At 43.1% G+C, this 23,753-nt stretch carries 21 protein-coding genes; 6 read left to right on the top strand and 15 right to left on the bottom strand.

What is annotated here, in order from left to right; genetic code table 11:
* The first annotated feature begins 70 nt into the window (after positions 1 to 70).
* Positions 71 to 1,906 carry a GGDEF domain-containing protein gene (locus PHR02_RS02255; protein ID WP_299988326.1) on the top strand — a complete coding sequence of 612 codons (1,836 nt, stop codon included), beginning with the start codon at positions 71 to 73 and terminating at the stop codon, positions 1,904 to 1,906.
* A 9-nt stretch (positions 1,907 to 1,915) separates the two neighbouring features.
* Here PHR02_RS02255 and PHR02_RS02250 read toward each other — a convergent pair whose 3' ends face one another.
* From PHR02_RS02250 to thiC, 3 genes are all read right to left on the bottom strand, one after another.
* A complete protein-coding gene (locus PHR02_RS02250; RefSeq protein WP_299988324.1) occupies positions 1,916 to 3,712 on the bottom strand; it encodes a GGDEF domain-containing protein in 1,797 nt (598 codons plus the stop codon).
* Between the two features lie 103 nt (positions 3,713 to 3,815).
* Positions 3,816 to 4,988 carry an Mrp/NBP35 family ATP-binding protein gene (locus PHR02_RS02245; RefSeq protein WP_299988321.1) on the bottom strand — a complete coding sequence of 391 codons (1,173 nt, stop codon included), beginning with the start codon at positions 4,986 to 4,988 and terminating at the stop codon, positions 3,816 to 3,818.
* 22 nt (positions 4,989 to 5,010) lie between these two features.
* Entirely contained in the window at positions 5,011 to 6,387 is a 1,377-nt protein-coding gene (gene thiC / locus PHR02_RS02240; RefSeq protein ID WP_299988318.1) for a phosphomethylpyrimidine synthase ThiC, read from the bottom strand.
* Positions 6,388 to 6,662: 275 nt separating this feature from the next.
* Here thiC and PHR02_RS02235 point away from each other — a divergent pair, with 275 nt between their 5' ends.
* From PHR02_RS02235 to PHR02_RS02220, 4 genes are read left to right on the top strand one after another with little or no spacing between them, the layout of a single operon-like run.
* Positions 6,663 to 7,784, top strand: coding sequence for a bifunctional 2-C-methyl-D-erythritol 4-phosphate cytidylyltransferase/2-C-methyl-D-erythritol 2,4-cyclodiphosphate synthase (locus PHR02_RS02235; protein WP_299988315.1), 1,122 nt, complete (start codon positions 6,663 to 6,665; stop codon positions 7,782 to 7,784).
* Entirely contained in the window at positions 7,781 to 8,668 is an 888-nt protein-coding gene (locus PHR02_RS02230) for a response regulator (RefSeq protein ID WP_299988312.1), read from the top strand. Before PHR02_RS02235 ends, PHR02_RS02230 begins: the two co-directional genes overlap by 4 nt.
* Positions 8,646 to 9,836 (top strand): sulfate adenylyltransferase, encoded by a 1,191-nt coding sequence (locus PHR02_RS02225; protein ID WP_299988309.1) that lies wholly within the window; start codon positions 8,646 to 8,648, stop codon positions 9,834 to 9,836. Before PHR02_RS02230 ends, PHR02_RS02225 begins: the two co-directional genes overlap by 23 nt.
* 8 nt (positions 9,837 to 9,844) lie before the next feature.
* Positions 9,845 to 10,354 carry a phosphatidylglycerophosphatase A gene (locus PHR02_RS02220; protein WP_299988307.1) on the top strand — a complete coding sequence of 170 codons (510 nt, stop codon included), beginning with the start codon at positions 9,845 to 9,847 and terminating at the stop codon, positions 10,352 to 10,354.
* On the opposite strand, the gene PHR02_RS02215 is transcribed toward PHR02_RS02220, so the two are convergent.
* The 10 genes from PHR02_RS02215 to PHR02_RS02170 all read right to left on the bottom strand — a co-directional run bounded on the left by PHR02_RS02215 (position 10,351) and on the right by PHR02_RS02170 (position 20,485).
* A complete protein-coding gene (locus tag PHR02_RS02215) occupies positions 10,351 to 10,845 on the bottom strand; it encodes a hypothetical protein (protein ID WP_299988304.1) in 495 nt (164 codons plus the stop codon). The two genes, PHR02_RS02220 and PHR02_RS02215, sit on opposite strands and share 4 nt — an antisense overlap.
* Position 10,846: 1 nt before the next feature.
* Positions 10,847 to 11,284: a hypothetical protein gene (locus tag PHR02_RS02210; protein WP_299988301.1), complete on the bottom strand. Its 438-nt coding sequence runs from the start codon at positions 11,282 to 11,284 to the stop codon at positions 10,847 to 10,849.
* Entirely contained in the window at positions 11,281 to 12,378 is a 1,098-nt protein-coding gene (locus tag PHR02_RS02205; protein ID WP_299988299.1) for a 4Fe-4S binding protein, read from the bottom strand. Before PHR02_RS02205 ends, PHR02_RS02210 begins: the two co-directional genes overlap by 4 nt.
* The gene (locus PHR02_RS02200; protein ID WP_299988297.1) at positions 12,375 to 12,992 is read right to left on the bottom strand and encodes a molecular chaperone TorD family protein; all 618 of its coding nucleotides are present in this window, start codon (positions 12,990 to 12,992) and stop codon (positions 12,375 to 12,377) included. Before PHR02_RS02200 ends, PHR02_RS02205 begins: the two co-directional genes overlap by 4 nt.
* A 92-nt stretch (positions 12,993 to 13,084) precedes the next feature.
* Positions 13,085 to 16,474: a molybdopterin-dependent oxidoreductase gene (locus PHR02_RS02195; RefSeq protein ID WP_299988355.1), complete on the bottom strand. Its 3,390-nt coding sequence runs from the start codon at positions 16,472 to 16,474 to the stop codon at positions 13,085 to 13,087.
* Positions 16,475 to 16,489: 15 nt separating this feature from the next.
* Positions 16,490 to 17,389, bottom strand: a complete 900-nt coding sequence (nrfD, locus tag PHR02_RS02190; protein WP_299988294.1) for an NrfD/PsrC family molybdoenzyme membrane anchor subunit — start codon at positions 17,387 to 17,389, stop codon at positions 16,490 to 16,492.
* Positions 17,389 to 18,024 (bottom strand): 4Fe-4S dicluster domain-containing protein, encoded by a 636-nt coding sequence (locus PHR02_RS02185; protein WP_299988291.1) that lies wholly within the window; start codon positions 18,022 to 18,024, stop codon positions 17,389 to 17,391. The genes nrfD and PHR02_RS02185 overlap by 1 nt, the downstream gene beginning before the upstream one ends.
* A gap of 229 nt (positions 18,025 to 18,253) precedes the next feature.
* The gene (gene hisD, locus PHR02_RS02180) at positions 18,254 to 19,546 is read right to left on the bottom strand and encodes a histidinol dehydrogenase (RefSeq protein WP_299988287.1); all 1,293 of its coding nucleotides are present in this window, start codon (positions 19,544 to 19,546) and stop codon (positions 18,254 to 18,256) included.
* Positions 19,547 to 19,557: 11 nt separating this feature from the next.
* The gene (locus PHR02_RS02175; RefSeq protein ID WP_299988284.1) at positions 19,558 to 19,977 is read right to left on the bottom strand and encodes a thioredoxin family protein; all 420 of its coding nucleotides are present in this window, start codon (positions 19,975 to 19,977) and stop codon (positions 19,558 to 19,560) included.
* A gap of 1 nt (position 19,978) precedes the next feature.
* A complete protein-coding gene (locus tag PHR02_RS02170) occupies positions 19,979 to 20,485 on the bottom strand; it encodes a shikimate kinase (protein WP_299988281.1) in 507 nt (168 codons plus the stop codon).
* Positions 20,486 to 20,547: 62 nt separating this feature from the next.
* On the opposite strand from PHR02_RS02170, the gene PHR02_RS02165 reads away from it, so the two are divergent.
* The gene (locus PHR02_RS02165) at positions 20,548 to 20,856 is read left to right on the top strand and encodes a cupin domain-containing protein (protein ID WP_299988279.1); all 309 of its coding nucleotides are present in this window, start codon (positions 20,548 to 20,550) and stop codon (positions 20,854 to 20,856) included.
* Here PHR02_RS02165 and PHR02_RS02160 read toward each other — a convergent pair.
* Positions 20,846 to 22,432, bottom strand: coding sequence for a methyl-accepting chemotaxis protein (locus PHR02_RS02160; RefSeq protein WP_299988275.1), 1,587 nt, complete (start codon positions 22,430 to 22,432; stop codon positions 20,846 to 20,848). The genes PHR02_RS02165 and PHR02_RS02160 overlap by 11 nt on opposite strands.
* 30 nt (positions 22,433 to 22,462) lie before the next feature.
* Complete coding sequence (locus tag PHR02_RS02155) at positions 22,463 to 23,656, bottom strand: M23 family metallopeptidase (protein WP_299988352.1); 1,194 nt, start codon at positions 23,654 to 23,656, stop codon at positions 22,463 to 22,465.
* Positions 23,657 to 23,753: the final 97 nt, after the last annotated feature.

The raw sequence follows: 23,753 nt of genomic DNA, 5'->3' as shown, positions 1-23,753 counted from the left end.
TTAAAAATTATTTAGCTATTGTAAGTACTTTCGTATCCTATTGATTTGATTTTTTATAAGGTAACCTAATATGAATGCTAACCGTAAAATTTTGTTTATCGTCGCTTTAATGCTCATTGGGTTGGCTGTTGCTACCATCACAAATGTTGCCCTTAACTTTCGTGATTATGGATACAACAACGCTATCGAAAAATCAAAAATGACAGCTGAGATTGTTCGTGATGGCTTAACGGCCCACATGGTAAATGGAATCATGGATAAACGGGAATTTTTTCTCGGAAATATCGCTAATATCAAAGATGTTCAAGCCCTTTGGATTGTTCGTGCTGACAATGTCATCAAACAATACGGTGAAGGGATGCAAAATGAAAAACCCAGAGATGCAATCGACCGTAAAGTTCTTAAAGATGGAATAACGGTACGTGAAGTTCGAGAAGATGCCAGCAATGCCGTGTTACGAGTTACCATTCCCTATACTGCAACCGCATACGGCAATCCAAACTGCCTCACTTGTCATAATGTTCAAGAGGGAGATGTTCTAGGTGCAATCAGTATGGAGTTTAACATCAATGAAATCCGCCAAACCGGTGCGATGACCATTGCGAAAATTTTTGCGATCAACGTTATTTTCATCATCATTGCACTTTGGGTAACGCACCACTATTTCAAACCTTATATGAAGTTGTTTGAGAATCTTCAAAATGGTATTAAGCGTGCTCGTACCGGAGATTTTAGTTTCCGCTTCACCACATCGCTCAAAGATGCCGGAAGCGAAGTCGCAGAACAGATGAATACACTGTTTCAAAAGATGGAAGATACCTTTGGCGGAATAAAGCATAATCTCAATACCTTTGCATCCCGCTCTAATATCTCCTGCAGTGATCCACTCAGTACGGCTGGAATCATTATCCAAGAGCTCTCAGATGTCTATAAATTCAAAAAAACCATCGAACTTGACAGCACTAAAGATGCTATTTATGAACGTTTTGTTTATGTTCTAAAAGAGAAATTTAATTTTGTCCATTTTGCCCTCTATGAAGTGGATAAAAATACGAAAGAGCGTAAACTCATCCATATCACCGATCATAAAAGTTTTTGTCTTCCGATTGCCGATCAAAATGCACTGGAATGCCGTGCATATCGTACTGCAAGTGATGTTTATTCCACTGATTTTCCGAACCTTTGTTCCAATTGTGCGGATGACAAAGCATACTCCTGCATTCCGTTTAATATCAATGATGATTTAGCATTGATCCTCTCATATTCAGCAAAAAGTACCCAAGAAATCGAGAATATGAATCTTTCACTTCCAAGTATTAAAAACTATTTTGAAGCGGCTAAAGCCGTTATTGAAAGTCGTACACTTATGGATAAGTTACGGGATTCCTCTCTTAGAGATGGTGCAACACGTCTTTACAATCGCCGTTTTCTAGAAGAGTTCATCGACAAAAGTTCAGAACAAGCACTCCGTTCACACATCACATATGCTATTTTAATGATTGATATCGACTATTTTAAAATGGTAAATGATACCTATGGGCACGATTCCGGTGATATCGTTATTAAAACATTAGCCGAACTACTGCAAGATAGTATCCGTAAAGCCGATCTCGCTATCCGTTATGGAGGAGAAGAGTTCTTAATCTTACTCTATAATACAACACCTGAGGGGGCTGTTCAAGTTGCCGAAAAAATTCGCACTCGATTCAGTGAGAAAAAATATCAATTTGGTACCGATACGGTTGAGAAAACACTTAGTATCGGAATCGCCCATTTCCCAACGCAAGCCGATTCTATCTGGAAAGTGATTAAATACGCCGACTTGGCTCTTTATGAAGGGAAGCACACCGGACGTAACCGTGTTATCGAGTTTGAGGCCAGTATGCACAGCGGCGATCAATTTTAATGTATCGCTTTAAATAATCATTCTTTTTGGATCATAAACAAGGGAGCAATTTCCCCCTTGGTGTTTAGCTTCTAACAATGAGCGTTTTGCAAACTCAATCCCCTCAATCATATCTTGCGTCTGTTCAGGAAAGAGGGTAATACCGATACTCACGGTTTTCAAAATAGCATACGTATTGACACGAATTTTCTTTTTAAAGAGAGTGTGAATCGCCTCTGCAATCTCTTGAACTCTATCAGCCTCGTAGTCATACAAGACAACGGCAAAGGTATCTCCGCCATAACGAATGAGGATATCTCCTTGCTGCAACGTCTCTTGGATATTACGTGCCATCGCTTTTATCACCTCATCCGCAACATTCGCATCATATGATTGATTAATGGCATCAAATCCATCCATATCTACCATCAGTACCCCATAAGGGATCATAATTCGTTTTGACTGAGCATTAATCAATCTACTCAGCTCTTCGAGATAAGCACGGTTATAAAGCCGTGTGAGTAGGTCGATACGAACGGTATTTTGTAATTTCTTATTGATTATTTGAAGACGTGAAGCATTAATATAATTCCCCAACTGTTCCAATACTAAACGAAATTTTACACTATCACGAGAATCATAACTCACGAGTGAAATCACAATATCGAGTTCATCAACGATAGGATAACTTCGACATATATAATGAGCACTAGGATCGATCATTTTTGGACACGCAACCTCACATTGGCTTGAGTCTACTGTATCCGTTGTTCTATCAGCACGGCATCCGCTGGCAGCATCACACAAAAGTGTCTTTTCACTGTGAACTACATGGGTCGATTTATCCAGAGGATTTACTTCTAAAATATTAAAATCACTCAAATTCCAACGAGTTCGGAGCAAGGCAATAATCCGTCCGTATACCTCTTCGATATTTTGATCTTTTTCGATCGCTTTTCGGAAACGTTCAACTTCAAAAAGCTGATGAACTCCCATTTGCAGTGTATAAAGAGGATCGGTGTTGGGCTTGTCCAACTGGATTAATGAGCCCATTTTCTCACTGCTATCAATCAGCGTAGTCTCTAATTTTTCCATCAAAGAGTTGGTCCACATCGCGGCATAATGCCCATCAGCATTCTCACTCTGCGTAACACGATGGGTATAATCACCCCCCTCAGCCCTCTCCATCGTTACTGCAATATCATCGAGTGTCTCTTTATACGATTTAATAAAACGACGAACACTCTTGAGGAGATAGACCCCCAACGTGATTAGAACGATGATAGCGATAAGAGTAGCAACCAAACCGCTCACTTTAAGATCATTAATCTCCATCTCAATCGATACAACACCTAAAACATCCCCTACTGCGGCATTATGACAGCTCAAGCAATCGATTTTACCGTGCTCTGTTGTTGCAATATAAGGAATTGAGAGGCGATAAAGGGTATTAGAGAATAATGTTCCCGAAACGTTATTGACAGACTTTCCAGTTCGTAATACTGCATGATCAATATCATCACGCGCTTCTTGCAGATAAATACCTTGTCCATATTGGCGCGTAAGCGATTCTGACCGTACTACCCAAGCGGCCCTCATCCCCTCTACAGCATCGATTTGTTTCAAAAGCTTCTCTTGATAATCAGAACTGCCTGTAATCATATGAGAGGTTAATGATTCTCGGACAATATTTCCGGCCAACTCTGCTCTACTCTGTGCAGAGTCCAATGCCATGTAGCGAAACGTTGCAGCTATAATCACAACAAACAAGATTATTATGGAGACGATAGAGAGGGAGAGGGTAAAAAATGTACTCTTTTTTTTCATTATTCCTGACTTCGTTACGTAAAGTAATCGATTATACTGAAAAAAAGATTAGAGTTATAAAAAAGATGTCTTTTCCCCTCATTTCAAGGGGAAAATAAAAGAGTTAGTGACAGCCGCAACCTGTGCCGCAACTTCCGCTAGAAGCAGGTGCTTCTTGTTTTGGTGCAGCGGCAGTGGAACACGCTGAAACACCCGGAGGGGTATTCGGCTGTATCGCTTGGTTATCGACACCACCCTCTTCGTTAATTTTCTCGATGGTAGCCCAAAGATCTTCCGCCGCCTTCATATAACGTTTCGCCGTTTCAGAAGTCGGTGCGTAGTAGGTTACCGGTTTCCCTTCATCCCCACCCGTTCGGATAGCGGGCTCGATTGGGATTTCGGCAAGGATGCACGTCTCAAACTGATCCGCCATCACTTTTGATGTCCCTTTTCCGAAAATGTCATACTCAACTCCGGTATCGGGAGCGATAAACCCAGACATATTTTCGATAACACCTGCGATCGGGATATGAAGTTTTTTAAACATATCCAAACTACGGCGAGAATCATCGAGGGAGACCATTTGTGGTGTTGTCACTGTAACCCCTACGGTTACCGGAACACTTTGCGCCAACGTGAGTTGTGCATCACCGGTACCCGGAGGCATATCGATAACGAGACAGTCCAAATCCGACCATAGAATATCGCGCAAGAACTGCTCGATCGCTTTCATGATCATCGCACCGCGCCAGATGAGCGATTGCCCCTCTTCCATAAGTGAGCCCATTGACATCACTTCGACACCATACGCTTTTAATGGGAGAACTTTGTTTCCAACCACTTCAGGTTTTTGACCATCAAGCCCCATCATACGAGGAATATTAGGACCATAAATATCAGCATCCAAAAGACCCACTTTTTTCCCCTGCATCGCAAGAGCTACCGCGAGGTTAACCGAAGTGGTCGATTTACCGACTCCCCCTTTACCTGAACTTACCATGATAAAGTTTTTCACCTGAGGAGCTATATTTTTACCCTTGGATGAGCTCTCACGAGGCATTTTTGGAGCTGTGATATTAACTACCACATCATTTGCACCGGCACGTTTAAGCTCATCGGTTGCTTCTACCGTAATTTGATGTGCCACTTCAGGTGCACTTGAAGTAATATCAACCGTTACACTAACGTTTGAGCCCTCAATTTTAATCTCTTTGACGAATCCGAAGGTCACGATGTCTTTTGTGAATCCCGGATAAGTAACTTTTGATAATGCTGATTTTACAATTTCTTCTGTCATATTTGTATCTCCTTAATAATTTTTAGCTTGCGCTTTGTGTTTTTGCTTCTTCCGCAATCCATGCGAGAGATTCGGGGTTGTCCATAATCTGTTGCGTTATTTTGTACGAACAAAACTTCGGTCCGCACATCGAACAAAACTCCGCATCTTTGAAAACATCTTGCGGAAGTGTTTCATCGTGATACTCACGCGCCCGTTCAGGATCGAGGGCAAGTTCAAACTGACGATTCCAGTCAAACGCATAACGGGCATCACTCATCGCATCGTCGATGTCACGGGCACCCTTACGGCCACGAGCGATATCGGCCGCGTGTGCCGCGATTTTATACGCGATAATCCCTGCACGGACATCTTCGGCGTTCGGTAAGCCCAAATGCTCTTTCGGGGTGACGTAACAAAGCATTGAAGCCCCATGCCATCCGCCTACAGCCGCACCGATAGCGGAGCTGATATGATCATACCCCGCCGCGATATCAGTAACGAGAGGCCCAAGTATATAAAACGGTGCTTCATGGCAATATTCACGCTGAATTTTCATATTACGCTCGATCTGATTGAGAGGGACATGTCCCGGTCCTTCGATCATTACCTGTACGTTTTTCTCCCATGCACGAAGCGTCAAGTCACCTAAGACTTTGAGTTCACCGAGTTGCGCTTCATCAGATGCATCTGCCAAACATCCCGGACGGAGTGAATCACCGAGAGAAAGGGAGACATCATAACGGGCACAAATATCGAGGATCTCATCGTACGCCGTATAAAAAGGGTTTTCACGATGGTAATGCATCATCCATGCCGCCATGAGCGATCCGCCACGACTGACAATCCCCATTTTACGTTTTGCCACTTTCGGCATCGTCTCTAATAAAAAGCCTGCATGAATGGTGAAATAGCTCACCCCTTGCTGTGCTTGGCGTTCTAGGACTTCCAACATAACCTCAATGCTCAAATCTTCGATTTTGTTGTTTACATCGTGCAAAATTTGATAGATAGGAACCGTTCCGATAGGGATTTTAGAGTTTTCGATGACCGCTCGGCGAATCTCATCCAAATCTCCCCCTGTCGAGAGATCCATCGCCGTATCTGCTTTATAATGCTGAGAAACTTGAATTTTTTCAATCTCCCCTTGAACATCACTGGCAATTGCCGATGAGCCGATATTGGCGTTAATTTTACAGCGTGCAGCAATACCGATTGCCATCGGCTCCAAATTTTTATGATTAACGTTCGCCGGGATAATCAAACGTCCCCTTGCTACTTCAGAACGAACCAACTCAGGATCGAGTTCCTCTACTTTGGCCACATAGGCCATCTCTTCTGTAATAATGCCTTGCTTGGCATAATACATCTGAGTCCGGACGGTATCGTTTTGTCTGTTGGCGACCCATTCTGTTCTCATAGTGTTTGCTCCCTTATTTTGTTCATCTCTTTTAGAGATAGTGTCTATCCGATAGCCAAATCCAAAACTTCATTTTTTAATAAACGATATTGGACTTATAAAGAAGAGCCCCTAAAAGGGTAGACTCTCTTTTAATGTAGATGAAAAATTTCAAGAGGATTTAGGAAATGATACCTGCATCTTCTTTAGCTCTATTCTATAATTTATCAAAAACAAGATAAAAAAAAGCTTTTTGAGTGTATAATTTCGTAACAGTTTTCAAAATAGGATACATTTTGTCTGATTTGACCCTTGTTTTGCTTGCCGCAGGTAATTCAACCCGTTTTAAAATTCCCGTCAAAAAACAATGGCTTCGTATTGGGCATGATCCGTTATGGCTTTATGTTACCAACCGTATCAAAGAATCTCTCCCCGAAGTTACGATTATCCTCTCTGCTCATGCTAATGAAATCCCTTTTATAACCCCTTTATGCGATTTTAGGGTTGTTTCCGGGGGAGATACCCGCCAACAATCACTTAAAAATGCCCTCAAAGAGGTCAAAACCCCTTATGTTATGGTGAGCGATATTGCTCGGGCCTGTGTCGATCCTGAACTAATTAAACGCTTGATTGCGCATCAAGGAGTAGCCGATACGATTGTTCCTGCGCTAGAGGTTCACGATACCGTTGTCTACAACAATGAGACCATCACCCGTGAACACGTCAAACGGATACAAACCCCGCAGCTCTCCAGAACCGATATATTACGCCGTGCCTTAGAAAGCGATATCGAATATACCGATGAGAGCAGTGCCGTTGTTGCCTATGGAGGAACACGCCATTTTATCCCTGGTGATGAACGCGCAGCCAAACTAACCCTAGCAGGAGACATTACCGCACTTGAGTGTCTAAGCCCTCCAGCACACTATGTCTTTACCGGGAATGGGTTTGATGTTCACCCTTTCGAAGAGGGAAAACCAATGGTACTCGCGGGTGTAGAGATCGATAGCCCTGTTGGCTTTAAAGCCCATAGCGATGGTGATGTAGCGATACACGCCCTCATTGATGCTCTTCTTGGTGCCGCTTGTTTGGGAGATATTGGGATGTTATTTCCAGATACAGACACTGCTTATAAGAATATCGATTCAAAAGTGCTCTTAGAGCGATGTGTCGAAAAGCTCCACCATTTTGGTTTTGTGATACTCCACGCGGATATTACGATCATCGCACAAGCCCCGAAAATTGCCCCTTATAAAGATTTGATGCGATCACGCCTCGCCTCATTACTTCACATTCCTACTGCGCGTGTGAACATCAAAGCAACAACAACGGAGCATTTAGGATTTATCGGGCGAAAAGAAGGACTCGGTGTCATTGCCACTGCATCAGTACACTATTTTGATTGGAAAAACGGATGAACATACTCATTATCGAAAATGAAATTTACTTGGCGCAAAGTATTGCTTCAAAGCTCAGTGACTTAAGTCACAACTGTGATATCTCCAGTTCAACCAAAGAGGGTCTAAAAGGGGCCCCCTATGATGTGGTTCTCCTCTCAACCAACATTAGTGGTCAAGATATTTATCCCGTTATTGAAGCGTATAAAAATGCCGTTGTTATCTTGATGGTGAGCTACGTGAGTAACGATACCGTCTCTAAACCCCTCGCAGCAGGTGCCAAAGATTACATCCTCAAACCGTTTATGATCGAAGAACTTATCCGTAAAATCCAACACTTTCAAAACCATGAACGTCTCCGTCGTCAAAATCAAACCTATGAGCGTTATCTCACCCACACCTTTAATTCGATCAATGTTGATGAAGATATGGACAAAACCGAACTGCCTCTCTTTATCTGCAGCGGATATCAAAAATATGCTGATGCTTTTGCATTTCGCTACGCGGCACACCATGATAAACCTCTGCAGTTTATCTCTCTTGCTTCCGCAAAAGCATTTGCAGATATTACCGCATTAGGTGAAGATGTTCTCCTCTTTATTACCGATTTTCAAAATCTTAAAAAAAGTGAGCATAAAGCTTTTTATGAACTTATTAGTGGTAAAAAATGCATTATTGCCAGTACCGATCCCATCGACAATCCCCCTTTCAAATTAATTGAAATCGAAAGTGAAAGCCACCTATTCGATCAAGGAGAAATTTTACCGATCGAAGAATATGTAAAATACATCATGATCCATTTCCAAAACCGTTTCCCTGATACGGAACTCTCTAAAAAACTCGGTATATCACGTAAAAGCTTATGGGAAAAGAGAAAGAAATATGGCATCGTCAAGAAAAAATAGAGCTCTCTTTATCGACCAAGAGGCCGTATCCGCCCTCACTCTTCTTAAATCCGGAATGCTCAGTCCGGTAACGGCACTCATGAATGAAAAGCAAAGCAAAGAAGTTCTTAGCAGTGGCATGTTTATGGGAAAAACCTTCCCTTTTCCCCTCATTCTTTCCCCCAATGGAAAAGTAAATGAAACTATTCTTACGACCGCATATAAAGGGGAAATCCTTGATCTGATTTGCGACAATATCCTCGTTGGTGAACTGTGTGTGGATGAAGTTTACCCCATCGATCCACGTGAACGCTTGCATCAAATTTACGGTACAGAAGACCTTTCTCACCCGGGGGTAAATGCGACCCATAAACGACTCGGAAAATATGCTATCTGCGGTGATTATTCGATTAATTTAAGCAGTGTGCAATCCATACAATCGATGATTAAAGAAGCCAAAGAACAAATTGGGGCAACGCATGTAACCGCTTTGTTTATGGCGGCAAATCCACTTCATCGTGCCCATGAACGCCTTATTCGTCAAAGCTTAGAACGTACCGATTTAATCATTATTTTCCTCCTAAAACCCTACAATAATGCGGATCTCAAATACGATCTCCGCTACCAAACGCTGGAATTTTTTGTGGAGAACTATCTCCCTCAAAATCGTGTTGTCATCGTCCCTTTGGAGAGCAGCTATATTTTTGCCGGAAGTAATGAAGTCATCCTCGATGCTATCGTTGCCAAAAACTATGGGTGTAATCGTCTCATGATCGGCCAAAATCATGCCGGAATCGGGATGTATTACGACCACAATGCCAATAAATCGATTATCGATAGACTTGTCGGGATTGATATCGAAGTGGGGATTTCGAGTGAATACGTTTACTGTAATCAGTGTAAAACATTAGTGAGTATACAAACCTGTCCACACGGACACCATCACCACATCTCGTACCATTCCGAATCAATTTTAGAACTGATGCAACAAGGACTTCTTCCTCCAGCAGTGTTGGTACGTAAAGAGATATCATCTATGATTGTCGCGTCACTTTACCCGAACCGATTTAAAAATCTCGCGAAGCTCTATTATGACATCATGCCCGTCAACGGTCTCCTCGAAGAGCACACCGAAAAAGATTTTTACGTCGAACTTATGCGCTTATACCAAACTACCTCTTTAACGTAAGGCTCTTTATGAATTGGTTTTTTCTTACCGTCGGATACAGCGGACTTTCTCCCAAAGCACCCGGAACAATGGGAACCCTTGCATCCCTCCCATTAGGAGTGGCAATCCTCTTATATCTCGGTCCCCAAACCCTCTTCTTGGCTGCATTACTCATCACCCTCATCGCGATTAAAAGTATCAATGCCTATGAAGCTTCCTCTGGAAATCATGATGATCAGAGGATTGTTATCGATGAACTCGTCGGATTATGGTTCGCCCTCTCTATCGCTCCGGGGATCGGATTTGACATGGCGACACTGATGCAGTGGAATAACGGTATCGCGTTCCAAATAGTTCTTAGCTTTATCTTTTTTCGCATTTATGATATCAAAAAACCCTCAATTATCGGCCGAATCGATCGTGAAGCCAAAGGGGGATTGGGTGTGATGGGAGATGACATCATCGCCGGATTCGCCGCAGGTATCACTTCCGCAATACTCTGGCAGTTAGTTTTAAAATCAGGATTGCTTTCTATTTAAATCATCATCGGCTCATCAGTGGGTTCGATCTCTTCGAAATCCTCTACAATCTGATCAAGCATTTTTTGTGTCTTTTTAATTTTAGCGATATTCTCATCAAAGAGTGTTTTTGAGGCTGGAAACGCTTCAGAGAGCTCTTGATAGATCAAAATACGACCGCCGAAATGACGATTAAACTCATCAAACGCCGAGCGTAAATACCCTTTTGATGTCGTGTGACGAAAGAGTGCTTTGATCATTTTTTTACGCTCTTTGATCGGAATCGACTCATCGACTGCCTCGGCAACGCGCTTGATATCAAGGCGTGAAAAATAGACTCCGCTATGATAAGGGGCTAAGAGCTTATCGGAGAGTTCATCCACAAAACTCGGGACTGGTTCATCATCAGGATTATTCTCTTCTGTTGATGTATCACAGCTTCCGCTATCACATTTTCCCCGCACAAATTCATCAAATTCAGCCTTTAAATCGCTAAAATCGTTTGCTTTCATTTTATTCTCCTGTAGTTAAATCATAAAAATAGTGACACTGTGAGCGCATCGCGACATCATCCACAAAATCGTCTCGATCGGCATAGCGTTCTAATGCTCTCGGCATGATCAAATCACCGATCAATTTCCCCTCACGTATCATAATAGAGTCGCAATAGCCCCCCTCTAAAGCCTCACTAGAGGCTTCATCGACCAATGATAGTGCCTCTTCTTGGTACTCACTCCCTATTAGGGCACCGTTCAGTTTAGAACTGCGCATTTGGGATATTGTAAAGGTAACATCATCGCTACGTATATTCATCGGAATCATCATTGCGTCAATCCCGGTCTCTTTATAAAGCTTATTCAGAGTAACTGAGAAGCGACTGCTATGTGCATTTTCGGCAATATACCCATAAAGTTTCGTCATTACTGTAATTGAGTTATCGTTGTTCATCATTTATTCAATCCCCACAATTCTAAAGCTTCTTCCTCTTCGAGTTGACAACGACGGCAAATTTTTTCACCGCCTACTGAGCTAAAAAGAGCATCACACTCATCGCATCGACGCACCAAAAAGGTGATGAGATTTTGCACCTTTGGTTCAAACCACTCGGTGAGATTATACGAGGTTGAGACACTGATCGCATCACTTTCACAGACGTCATGGCACAAATGGCATTTGACACATAAAAACGGGTCAAAATCGATTCGAGAGTTGCGCATATCCGACGTTAGTGCCGCCGTAGGGCAAACACGATAACACATCTGACAGGCGGTGCATTTAGCCTCATCCATGATTTTCTGAGAGGTAAAAGAGATCATGGCTCCATCAACGACATGAAACTGCGATGGTTTATCTACCCGCTTCAATGCCGTAAAAAAGAGTTTTCGACGATCCGTAATCTTTTTCGTCCGTAGCTCTTGGGTATGAGAACTCTCTATCCTCATTTCGACAAATTCATCGGTCGTGCTTTGTACCTCTTTGTCAAAATCATGTTTGGCTTTCGCCATCCCACGCAGATGAAACGTTTTGAAAAAATCTCTCCGATCTTTATGCTCATCTACCTCGCTACTACGATAGCCGATATCTTCAGAGACAACGCGGCTCTCTACCTCTATCGCTTCGAGGAGATAATTTGCACTCTGGATTCTCTCCTCCATCACTTCTAGCACTTTGGTACCGATGTCACAACCACTGCAATGACCTATATCAAGAAGCAACCCTTTTTTAAGGCTGCACAATGATATCAAATGCTCACATGAAAGAGCAGCGATACAAGGGAGATTTTTTTGGCACGATACCAGATTCCCCTCTTCCGAGGCGAAGCTAAAGAAAAACTCCGTCGGATTAAAATCATCCAATACCAGCGCTTCACTCGGACATACGCTAACACACCCTGAACATCCGACACAGAGAGATTGGTTGATCGAGGGGAGGCGTCCGCCTAATGCAATGGCATTTGTAGGACAAACATCTGCACATAGCGAGCAGAGTGAGTTTACACTCAAGGCGCGGACGCATCGTGCGGGTGATAGCTCTAGTAGACTCACGCAGCTACCAGAGCACTCAATGTTTCGTTATCAGAGAGGATAAATTCCAATGCCATCTCAGCCGTATCATAATACAGAGGTGTACGGGATTCGTATTTCATGTTGATCAGATACATTGGTGCCCATTTCAACAAATGGGAGTTTAAAAAGTTATACTGAACATTGATCAATTCTTGTACTGCTTCATGATCGGCTTGTTCGAATGCTTTTACCTGTGCTTCACACAAATGGTGCATAAACTCCATTTCGATACCGATATGATCCGAAGAGACAACACGTGCTACTTCATAATCAACGAGAAAATCATACGCGCTATAGATGTCGGTAACGGGGTTAGCACCACCTGTCTCGATCATTTGGTCACTTCGTGTATAAAAAGTCTCATACGGGACCAAATGGAGCAAAGAGAGGTTCGTAAAATCAGGATTCAAATACTCTTCTAAAAGCTGTTGCGCTTCGATATTTTTACGAGGTTCCCAATCACGCCAATGGGGCATAAATTCTAAAACTGTTTCGTCATTTCGTAAAATTTCCAAACGCTCCACATCCAACTCTTGGAGTAATATTCGTGATAACAACGCGTATAAATTACTGCGTGCGATAATTTCATCCATAAAAATGACCTTTAATAAAGTAAACGTGATTGTAGCTTATACCGCTGAAAAGCGCATAAGAGGTGGAGATTATAAGGGGTGGATATCAAGCCTTACGACTTGATACTGACCTCATAAACCGATGGATCGAGATTGACCCATGGGCGTTTGATGTGGCGAGGACGACGAAGGGTTGAATTTGCATCCAATCCGCGAGTCAATGTATCTCTCCATGCTTGATAGACTTTAAAGTTATTATCGTAGTTTACGAAAATATCCCCGATTTTATCACCCGCCTGAGCCGGCTCTAGTAGAACTTTATGGTGCCAGCAGTGCATACCTGAAACCGGGTCTGGATGTGGAGCTGCAACGGCATTTTGCCATGAACCGCTCAAACCATCCCACCAGATATTGCCCGAATCTCGGTTGTAATCGGCAAAACGTTCTGTATGGAAGGGTTTGATCCCCTCAACATATTTGAGTTTACCTACTTTGCCATCCATTTGGATCTCAGCGACCGGAACACCGAAGCTATTAAGCCCCGTAGTCCCCTCATAATTATCGATAATGCTTTGTCCACCTGCTTTACCGACATTCGCCGGAGATTCAGCAAGGAACTCTTTGTTGTTCAAATCACGAGGAGCTACACCCGGTGCCACTTTTCCATCGCTAACGCCATTTGGAATCGTAACCGCATTGGTAAGTTTCCAGCGTCCGCCGTGGTGTGAACACGCGAGTGTACCCGGAAGAACACCCTCAGTAGGAACCGCCATTGCAACGAAATGTCCACCCTCTAACCCTGAAACGGTATCGACGATACGGACACGGATTGCATCACCGCGTTTGAATCCGAGACGCTGTGCATCTTTAGTCGAAATCCAGATTGGGTCATGGTTTTGGCTAATCTCCATAAGATGTTTCGAGTTTGCTGAACGGGTATGAATGTTATACGGCAAACGGAATACCGTATTGAGCGCAAATGAGTTCTCTTCCGTCATATATTTGTGGTTGACATGAGAAACCAAGTGAACGTACTCATTTTTCTCCTCATCATTACGCGGATAGAACGGCATAGCGTACTCTCTCCACTTCCAATCGGTCGCCCATTGAGTATAGAACTCTAATTTTTTGGTTAGAGTTGCAAATCCTTCCATTTTCTTACCGTCGATTTCGATACCGATTTTTTTCTCTTTGCCGTTGTGATCTTGTGCAGAGATAACACCGCCTGCACCGACACTCATTGTGTGTGCTGCAAATTTATGACCGTGTGAAACTACTTCACCGTCTTCAAATTTAAGTTCACGTTCTTGTGCGTTGAAGATTTTATCCTCTTCCATCCACACACCGTAATCACGGAGATACGAGTAAACCGGGAACTCTTCGTTCATATAACGTGGATCATTGGTTGCCGTCTCTTTGAGTTTTGGCAAGTTATCCCCGAACGCCGCATCGTACCACTCAGCGATGGTAACAGTTTTGCCCGGATGGCGCTTGGATTCCCACATTTTTCGGACACCGAGAGAACCGTCTGGATCGATATAATCGGTACACAATTGGAACCAGAACTCATTCTCTTCCCATACTTCACCAAGGCCTGCTTTAATGTGCGCTTCAAGAGTTGCACGAGCCGGATTTTTCGGTTTCCAACCCGATTTTTCCAATGCTACACGCAGTACCGGTTGACGGAAACTTGTCCATCGTGCCGGCATCGTTGCTTCAGAGTGTTGGTCATGACGCTCACCCGCAAGTCCGACAGGGAGAACATAGTCCATGTACCAGTTTGTCTCCGACCATACCGGCGAGAGATTCATGGTAAGTTCCATTTTTGACTCATCTTTGAGTACTTCGATCCAACGGAATCCGTCCGGATTAATCCACACCGGATTGTACATACGAGGAATCCATACCGCAAGTTTACTTGGTACTGTTAAGCCGCGATCATTCCATTTTTTCTGCCACGCCGTATCACTCAAAAGATGGGGGAGAAGATATGAAAGTTCATACGTTGACAACGGCCATTCCGGTGGCCATGTAAGCTCATTATAAGCTTGAACTTTCGGTACATCGGCACCGGAAATCCCTTGACCTACGGTAGAGCTACCCCCTTTACCGGAAACGGAAATAACGTGCCAGTGGTGGAAGAAGGTTCCTCCCTCAGTTCCGATAGCTCCGCGAAGACCGATACAGAAATAGGCCGCACGTCCACCCATCCATGCACCACGGTTACCCGCAGCCGCTGCACGCCAGATATACGTAGAGATCGCATCGCCAGCCCAAATAAACATCTCATAGAGTTTTTCAAGTTTATACGCCGGAACATGGGTCTCTTTTACCGCATAATCAAGGGTATAGGGAGCATACATGTCTTTGAGCAATTCCATATAACTTTCAAAACTGCGATCTGCTGGAAGCTTGGTGATTTGACCTTTTTCAAGCATAAAGTTAAGATGCTCAGAATCGTTCATCAACGTTTCCCAGTTGAACCATTTTTTGACAAACTTTTTGTCGGTCATATTTTCATTGAGAATACGGTTTGCCAAATAGAGATAAATTGCCGCTTCCGTCCCAGGCCATGCCGCAATCCACAAATCCGACATCCCCGCAGAGTTTGACATACGAGGGTCCATAACAACAAGTCTGGCACCTTTTTTACGGGCATCCGCAATAAAACTAGCCGATTGTTGAAAGTAGTGACCCGCGTCCGCTGCATGAGAAGAGTTCAAGAAAATTAATTTCGCATTTGCCCAGTCTGGACTGGTTCGGTCATCATTTGCTGTCCAAATCGTCGGAGTACGACCATTGGAAGAACAGATGTTGGTATGGGAGTTGTACGAGTCAAGACCTAATGTTTCCCAAATTTGTGGAACAAATCCATTCTCATTCGGGCGACCGACATGGTACATCACCGATTTTTTAGAGAGTAGATCCCCTTTTCGGATAGTATCGGCCATTTTTTTACCGATAGTGCTCATCGCCTCATCCCACGTTGTACGGATCCATTTTCCCTCACCACGCTTAGAGCCCGGTGCACGTTTCAATGGAAACGGGATACGATCCGGATCGTACATTTGCGATTGAACCGCGTACCCTTTGGCACAGTTACGACCGCGTGAGCCGGGGTGAAGCGGGTTACCCATATATTTTTTAACGGTAAAGGTCTTTTTGTCAATCCATGCCGTAAGTCCGCATGCCGCTTCACAGTTTGAACACGCTGTCGGAACAATCATAAAATCGTTGACGTAGATACCGTCTGGATTATTTTCACTTTGAACACCGTGACGATCGATACCGCCACGTTTCCAGTCTACCCCGCTAAGTTCTTGGAAGTGATTCCATTGATCTTGTGGAGGATAGAACGAAAGAGTATCCGGTGTATTGGTAAATTTGCTCTCTTTTACCGATTCAGCCGCCGCATCAACGGTAAAAACCCCTTTAGCGATTGCGGCACCCGCTACGGTGAGTGCGGTCCCTTTTAAAAATGTTCTTCTACTTTCTAAATACATCATAGTTAATCCTCTTTAGCTCATTGGTAACAATTGTGGAATAACGAGCCAAACGTGTTTGCTCACCCACAAGCCGATCAATGCTGATACCGCAGCAATTTTCAGCAAATAATACGATTGATTTTTGAGGCTTAGACATACTAAAGCCATTGGAACCAAGAATGCCATCACTTGACCGATCCAGAACATAACGGTGTATTCGCCGCCTTTGATGTAATGGAGAACCGCTGCAACCTCTTCAGCTTTCATAGGACCAAAAATGATCTCTGCCATATAAAGGATAAATGCCGCCGCAGCGCTAAGTCCCAAAACAATCGCCAAATCTTTTTTCACTGCGTCAGAGAATTTATTTCCGCCGAGGAGAATCATCGTAGCCGATCCCGCTAAAAGTGCCGCTAATATCATTTGCGCCGATTCTGTCGGCATTTGCCACAACTCACGCGCTGTTGATTGTGCCATAAGTCCCGCAGTATACAACGTTACCGGAATAGCTAAAAGTACGGTCCATCCGAGGAGCTTATCATACATCGCTTCATCTTTTTTCATATAGATGGAGTACGCCATTGCAAGGAGCAATCCTACGAAACCTGTTGCCATCCATGCACCGATCGTAATCGCCGATGTCAAATGTGGATAGAAGAAAATATGCCAGAAGCGGAACATTTGGTGCAAATCGATGACCGTAAAGAACAAGAAAATATGGATAAATACGATCGAAATCGCCACTACGGGAAAACGGATAAATCCGGTTTGCTCAGGGTGTTTTTTAAGCAAATAAAATCCGAGGAAAATAATCCCCGTACCGATACTTTTTGCCCACATGTTCATGGTAATAATCCAACCCCAAACGATTCCCGGAAGAGCAACGTCAAGAGTTACAACCGCGTTTGTTGCCGCTATTGTTTCGTGTACCATTAGTGCCCTCCTATAGGGAGATGTTTAAGATTATTGAAGAGATTGTGCCCCTCGCCTCTGAACGATGCTAGCGGGTTCAACGTTACGTTACCGCCACCGACGTAATAATGGTGAGGGAATGTACCTTTTTCCGGTTTACGCACTTGTACGTTCCCTTGATGAGATTGAATGTATTTACTGATGTTTGACATCGGATCATCCAAATCACCGAAAATATTCGCCTCTACCGGACACGCTACAACACATGATGGCATCATTGAACTGGCAACACGGTGTGCACAATAGGTACATTTATCAGCTGTTTGGGTTTGAGGATCGATGTAGATCGCACCGTATGGGCACGCCAGAACACACCCTGCACATCCGATACAGCGCTCTTTATCGATATTAACGATGCCATTTTCAAGATAGTGCAACGCACTAACCGGGCAAATACGTTCACACGGTGCATTGGCACAATGATTACAGCGAAGCGGTGTAAATGTCCGCTTGGTCTCTGGGAATGTTCCCACATCAACATATTTGACACGTAGACGCCATGTACTTAGTGGAACTTCGTTTTCCACCTTACATGCGATCTCACAGCCCTTACACCCCATACATAGGCGAAGGTCTACCAAGAAACCCAATTGCATATATTCTCCTTATTCCTAACTCACGTTGCTGCCATTCATGTCATAAGATACATGAATAATCTTTATTTGATGCCGTGATTACAGGCATTTGACGGCATTTCTGCTGGGTTGATAGTAGCTAAATAAGCTTTAACCGAAACTAAAAGCAAACCCGTTTTTGCTATAACTTTTTGATATGTAACCGTTTGGAAATGTTTCCCGCAAAGGGGAATGATAGAATGAGAAAGGTTTATTTATCTAATCTGCAGCGAACCGATGCTTCATGGGCACCAAGCCCTTCGGTATGGGCTATAAGTGCACACGCTTCACCAATCTCATTGATCGCTTGGCGTGAAAAAGAGATAATAGAGGATTTTTTCATAAAGTTCTCAACCCCAAGCGGTGAATAGAACTTCGCTGTCCCTCCGGTAGGGAGGGTGTGATTCGGTCCTGCAACGTAATCACCGATCGCTTCGGGAGTGTAGTGACCCAAGAATATCGCCCCTGCATGTTTGATCGAAGGGAGAAGTGCAAAAGGGTTGTCGGTCGCTACTTCGAGATGTTCAGGGGCGATCTCGTTCATCAGAGCTACCGCCTCTTCCATCGTCTCGGTTACGATAATCGCAGCACGCTCTTCAATCGATTTGCGGGCGATCTCTTCACGCGGAAGTTTTTTGAGCCAATTTTCAATCTCGACCGCACACGCATCCGCAAATTTTTGAGACGGTGTGATCAAAATAGAGCTTGCCATCTCATCGTGTTCCGCCTGAGAAAGCAAATCAATAGCAATATGTACAGGATTCGCCGAATCATCTGCGAGCACACCAATCTCACTCGGTCCTGCTATCATGTCGATATTAACCTCTCCGAATACCATTTTTTTAGCCGTTGCGACGAAAATATTTCCCGGTCCTGTGATAACATCCACTTTTGGGATCGTTTCTGTGCCATACGCCATCGCCGCAATCGCGCTCGCTCCTCCGACTTTAAACACTTCAGTTACACCGCACAAATGACACGCCGCCAGTAACAGTTCATTCGGCTCATTATCAGGAGTAGGTGTAGTAACCACAATGTGTTCGACCCCTGCGACTTGAGCGGGGATCACATTCATAAGCAAAGAACTAGGATAGGCCGCTTTTCCTCCGGGGATATAAAGACCCGCACGATCCACCGGAGTCACTTTTTGCCCTAAAATCGTTCCGTTTGCCTCGGTATCAAACCAGCTTTTCGGAAGCTGTTTTTCGTGATAAACGCGGATGCGGTCATACGCCAAATGCAATGATGCTTTGAGTGTCGGTTCGAGTGCATCATACGCACGTTTCATATCCGCCGTATCAATACGCAATTCTGCACCGGATGAGGGGTTCCATCGATCGAATTTCGAGATATGCCGTATCAATGCGGCATCATCATCAGCACGAATCTCATCGATAAGCCCTTTAACAATGGTGGATACATGTTCCATATCCATTTTTCCACGCCCTAAAAGCTCACTGAAAACAGATTTAAAATTGGGTTCATTGGTATGAATTAGGGTCATTAACTATCCTTTTACTTACTCGTTGTACTTTTTTTGAATTCTTGCTTAACGGTATCGAGTGCACCTACAAATTGCTCACTCTCAACAGCTCCCATGATAGGTTCATACATCGGTTCACCATCCGATTTTAAAAACCATGTTCCCGGTGTTCCTGGAACATTTAAATGGCGCGGAAAAATGGGATTTTCATCTATGTATACGATTGCACTGATAAAATCGGAATTGAGTTTTTGAACAACTTTTGGATTTTTCAACGTCGTACTTTCGAACTGAACACAAAAACGACAATGATGATTAGAAACAACAAACATCACCGGTTTCTTGAGCGCTTTTGCTTTAGTGATTGCGGTAGAATAATCTTTTTCCCACTTAATCTCAGCACTTAACACGATGCTTACACACATCAGTAGCATTAAAACTATTTTTTTCATCTCATTTCACCTTTTTTAAAATCTCTTTGGCGATGTCAGGAATATCTTTATTACTCACATCAATAACAATGTCCGCCACTTTCTTATACATAGCAGAGCGTTCATCATACAGTTTGATCGCTTTATCGATATCTTGAAACAAAGGGCGTTTGCGTAATTTTTTTGCAGCATCAGGATGAGCTAAAATGCGATTATGTATCGTCTCAAACGGAGCTGAAAGATAAATAACCGTACCGATTTTTTTCAAATTCGGTACTTTAAAAAAACCGCCTCCGGTAGAGATTAATGTTCCTCTGACCTCTTTTTGGAGCCACTGAGCAACTTTGCGTTCTAACTCACGAAAATACTCTTCGCCCTCTTCGGCAAAGATTTTTTTGATGCGGCGGTTTTCCATACTCTCGATGATATCATCTGTATCCAGAGCAACCAAATTGGATTGTTTCACAATCTCACGTGCTACCGAGCCTTTACCGACCCCCATAAAACCGATTAAGACAACGTTTTTCATAAATTCTCTGATGTTGGTTTATAATGGTGACATCATATCACGCGTTAACTTAGGAGACTTTCTTGATCACTCTAAACAACCTTTATCGCACTGAAACTCCAGTTTCCAACAGTGAAATCTTTACCCCTCTTTTTCAAAACAAAACACTCAAAATAGAATCAATCCGCTCATGGCTCAAAGCACCCGGAGAAATCTACGATCAGCAAGAAGATGAATGGGTAGTATTGTTAATCGGAGAAGCCTCGCTCGAAGTTAATGAGCAGAGGCTGACTCTGTCTGCAGGAGATTATTGTTTTATCCCTGCTCACACCAAGCATCAGGTTTTATCAACCTCTAGTGATGCCCTTTGGCTCGGAGTTTTTAGCTCTTGAATTCGTTAATACGAGCTGAAAGTGAGTTAGCAACTTCGAGCAATTGTTTTGAGTCACTTTCAATCTGTTCAACACTGTGACGATTTGATTCTGAGACATCATTAATCTGGGAAATTTTATCAATAATCCATTCGATATGACCCACCACTTCAACCGAGTCATTGTATGATCTCTCTGCTACCAAGACGGAGCGTTCCATCTCAGATGAGGTTGCCGATATTTTCTCTTCGACTTCGTTAGAGATAACGGTTAGATCATTCATGTTACGGGCATTTTCACCCATTCTATCACTCACATCATTAATCGCCTGAACGATAGTTCCGACACTGATTTCGATCTCAGTTAAACTTTTTTGGGTCCGTTCTGCCAGTTTTCGTACCTCATCGGCGACTACCGCAAACCCTCGTCCGTGTTCACCTGCACGCGCTGCTTCAATCGCTGCATTGAGCGCTAATAGGTTGGTTTGATCGGCAATATCTTTAATAACACCTAATACGCTTTTCACTTGATCTGCATCGTGACGGAGAGATACCAACTGCGAAGACATCTCATGTTCGTTTTCAATGTACCCTTCTACCTCGCCGACAAGACGGTACAAGGCATCTTTTGCCGTAACTAGCTCACCGTTTGCATTAGCAACATTACGTTGTGTCTGTTCTGATACCGAAATCGCTCCGGAAAGAATCTCTTTAATCGAATGACTTTTTTGTGTTGTTGCTTCGACGATGAGACGTTCTTGTTCTACTCCAGCTGAAATTGCACGCGTCGCATCGGTAATGGTCATCGCTATGGTCGAGTTTTGTTTTCCTAAATCTTTAACTTCATTGACCGTCTCTTGAACCATGGAGACAAAATTATTAACAGCCAATGCAGCTTGTGAGAACTCATCTTTTTTTGATACTTCAAGACGCTTGGTCAAATCTTTATCACCGCTTACCAGTGCACGGATTCTATTTCTAAGCCCCTCAAGCGGAATAAGCACTTCTCTTCCAAAAAAGATATTAAGTACACTGACAAAAACGACGACGACAACACTCAATGCAATCAACAAAATCGTTTCTGTTTTACTGATCTCATCGTCATTTTTTTCTAACGAAATCACTAAATCCATAACACCTAAAATATCTCCTGTTTGCACATTACCATGACAAGAAAGACATCGTTCCTCAGCAATGAGCGGTTGCAATAAACGTATTGTGTGCGTTCCATTAGTATTTTCAATCACTTTAGGCATTTTATTTTTAAAAATTTCACGAATCAGCGGTTCTTCGGTAAATTTGGATTCAGGTGAGAGCAAATCGATTACCGCTTGTGATTTTTCTACTTTTAACGCTTCAATGCCATCTATTTTTTGCGCATTGGCTATCGCTTCGGCGACAACTGCCGGATCACCCGCCAACATACTTCCTGAGAGGGTTTGAAAAATGGATTGGCTCAACATATTAAGAGAACGTTTTGCCGTCTCATTCGAAAAATCATGAAAATTGGTCGTTAGGTACCAATATATTGTCCCTAAACCTAAAAAGCTAAAGAGCAATGTTGTAAAAATAATTTTTGATTTAACCGTATCAAACATCTATATACTCCGTCGTTATAATCTGTGGATTTATTGTACCGTATATCGGTCACCTTTGCGAGGATTTGTGACAATTCCTTGCAGCGTTTCCATTTTAATCGGCAAATTCATCGGTCGGCGCATTGAAATCGGATCGACTTTACTCACACTAAAATGTAAATGGGGGCCACTGCTATACCCTGTATTACCCGAATAGCCGATAAGATCACCTTTTAGAACCTTTTGTCCAATCACCGCAATCGCACCGCCTTGTTTCAAATGGTAATAATTTCCCATCGTCCCATCACTGTGTTCAAGAATAACATAGTTGGCATATTTACGATATTCGGGACTCCCCCCTCCGACATTATTAGATCCTTCTGAGCCTACGACGATCCCCTCACGCGCTGCATATATCGGTGTACCGACAGGAATCGGAAAATCAACCGCATAGGCGGACAATCCTTTATGCGAGGTATCTCCATAATATCCTTGAGAAACACGTACATTAGCCCCTCTGAGAAAAGGGAGACGATAGAGGTAGTCATCTTGGTGCTTTGCAAATGCCGACCCTCTTACCCACCCATAAGACGATCGATAATCAACACCCGATACTGACGACATTCGAGAAAGTTCTAACACTCTCTTTTTGCTTCTTCCCGGAACTTCAATAAATAAAGGAAGTCGGCTCGAAGCCTTTAAATTACTCAATGATTCAAAATCGATACTCATTGTCACGGTATAAGGATTTAGATTTTCGGCTTCAAACTCAAATCCTCCGGCTCCGTTACGCTCAGCACTTAGGATGACGCTGTTACGTGAACCAATTTGTGCCATTTTTTTAACTGCAGAAACTTCGGAGCGTTTCAAAATGCGTAAATGCTCTTCATAGGCTTGTTCTTGTTCAATCGCCACCTGAATACTTTTTTGCTCTAATACTTGTTCGTCACATAACACTTCAATACTTTTTATCGATTGATGAGGATAATTTTCGCGATAAAAAGCAATTACCTCTGCACGGACACGGGGATGATGCAGAGGATCGAGTTGAACTGAAATCAAATCTTCAAAGCTTTTTTTATCGCTTTTGGCTATCGCCGTATTTAAAGATTTACGATACAGTGTATCTATTGATTCTTTCGTTTGCGAGAGAAGTCGTAACTCTTTAAGGTAACTACTCAATAATTCTTTATCGACCTCTTTTCCACTGTTTAGCTCTTTTCCGACGCTTAACGTTCCTTCCACACTATTCAAAAAACTTTTCAATAAAACTTGATTTGAAGCCATAGCCTGCGTGCGGCTTAACCTTTCAACGGGAATAATACTTTTTTGCAGTGGTTCC

The organism is Sulfuricurvum sp. (genome assembly GCF_028688295.1).
Lineage (GTDB): Bacteria > Campylobacterota > Campylobacteria > Campylobacterales > Sulfurimonadaceae > Sulfuricurvum.
This window is presented reverse-complemented; position numbering and strand designations above follow the sequence as displayed.

Coding starts and splice junctions, on each gene's coding strand:
- PHR02_RS02255 (WP_299988326.1), top strand. CDS start 71: ATGAATGCTAACCGTAAAATTTTGTTTATCGTCGCTTTAATGCTCATT.
- PHR02_RS02250 (WP_299988324.1), bottom strand. CDS start 3,712: ATGAAAAAAAAGAGTACATTTTTTACCCTCTCCCTCTCTATCGTCTCC.
- PHR02_RS02245 (WP_299988321.1), bottom strand. CDS start 4,988: ATGACAGAAGAAATTGTAAAATCAGCATTATCAAAAGTTACTTATCCG.
- thiC (WP_299988318.1), bottom strand. CDS start 6,387: ATGAGAACAGAATGGGTCGCCAACAGACAAAACGATACCGTCCGGACT.
- PHR02_RS02230 (WP_299988312.1), top strand. CDS start 7,781: ATGAACATACTCATTATCGAAAATGAAATTTACTTGGCGCAAAGTATT.
- PHR02_RS02225 (WP_299988309.1), top strand. CDS start 8,646: ATGGCATCGTCAAGAAAAAATAGAGCTCTCTTTATCGACCAAGAGGCC.
- PHR02_RS02220 (WP_299988307.1), top strand. CDS start 9,845: ATGAATTGGTTTTTTCTTACCGTCGGATACAGCGGACTTTCTCCCAAA.
- PHR02_RS02215 (WP_299988304.1), bottom strand. CDS start 10,845: ATGAAAGCAAACGATTTTAGCGATTTAAAGGCTGAATTTGATGAATTT.
- PHR02_RS02210 (WP_299988301.1), bottom strand. CDS start 11,284: ATGATGAACAACGATAACTCAATTACAGTAATGACGAAACTTTATGGG.
- PHR02_RS02200 (WP_299988297.1), bottom strand. CDS start 12,992: ATGGATGAAATTATCGCACGCAGTAATTTATACGCGTTGTTATCACGA.
- PHR02_RS02195 (WP_299988355.1), bottom strand. CDS start 16,474: ATGTATTTAGAAAGTAGAAGAACATTTTTAAAAGGGACCGCACTCACC.
- nrfD (WP_299988294.1), bottom strand. CDS start 17,389: ATGGTACACGAAACAATAGCGGCAACAAACGCGGTTGTAACTCTTGAC.
- PHR02_RS02185 (WP_299988291.1), bottom strand. CDS start 18,024: ATGCAATTGGGTTTCTTGGTAGACCTTCGCCTATGTATGGGGTGTAAG.
- hisD (WP_299988287.1), bottom strand. CDS start 19,546: ATGACCCTAATTCATACCAATGAACCCAATTTTAAATCTGTTTTCAGT.
- PHR02_RS02175 (WP_299988284.1), bottom strand. CDS start 19,977: ATGAAAAAAATAGTTTTAATGCTACTGATGTGTGTAAGCATCGTGTTA.
- PHR02_RS02170 (WP_299988281.1), bottom strand. CDS start 20,485: ATGAAAAACGTTGTCTTAATCGGTTTTATGGGGGTCGGTAAAGGCTCG.
- PHR02_RS02160 (WP_299988275.1), bottom strand. CDS start 22,432: ATGTTTGATACGGTTAAATCAAAAATTATTTTTACAACATTGCTCTTT.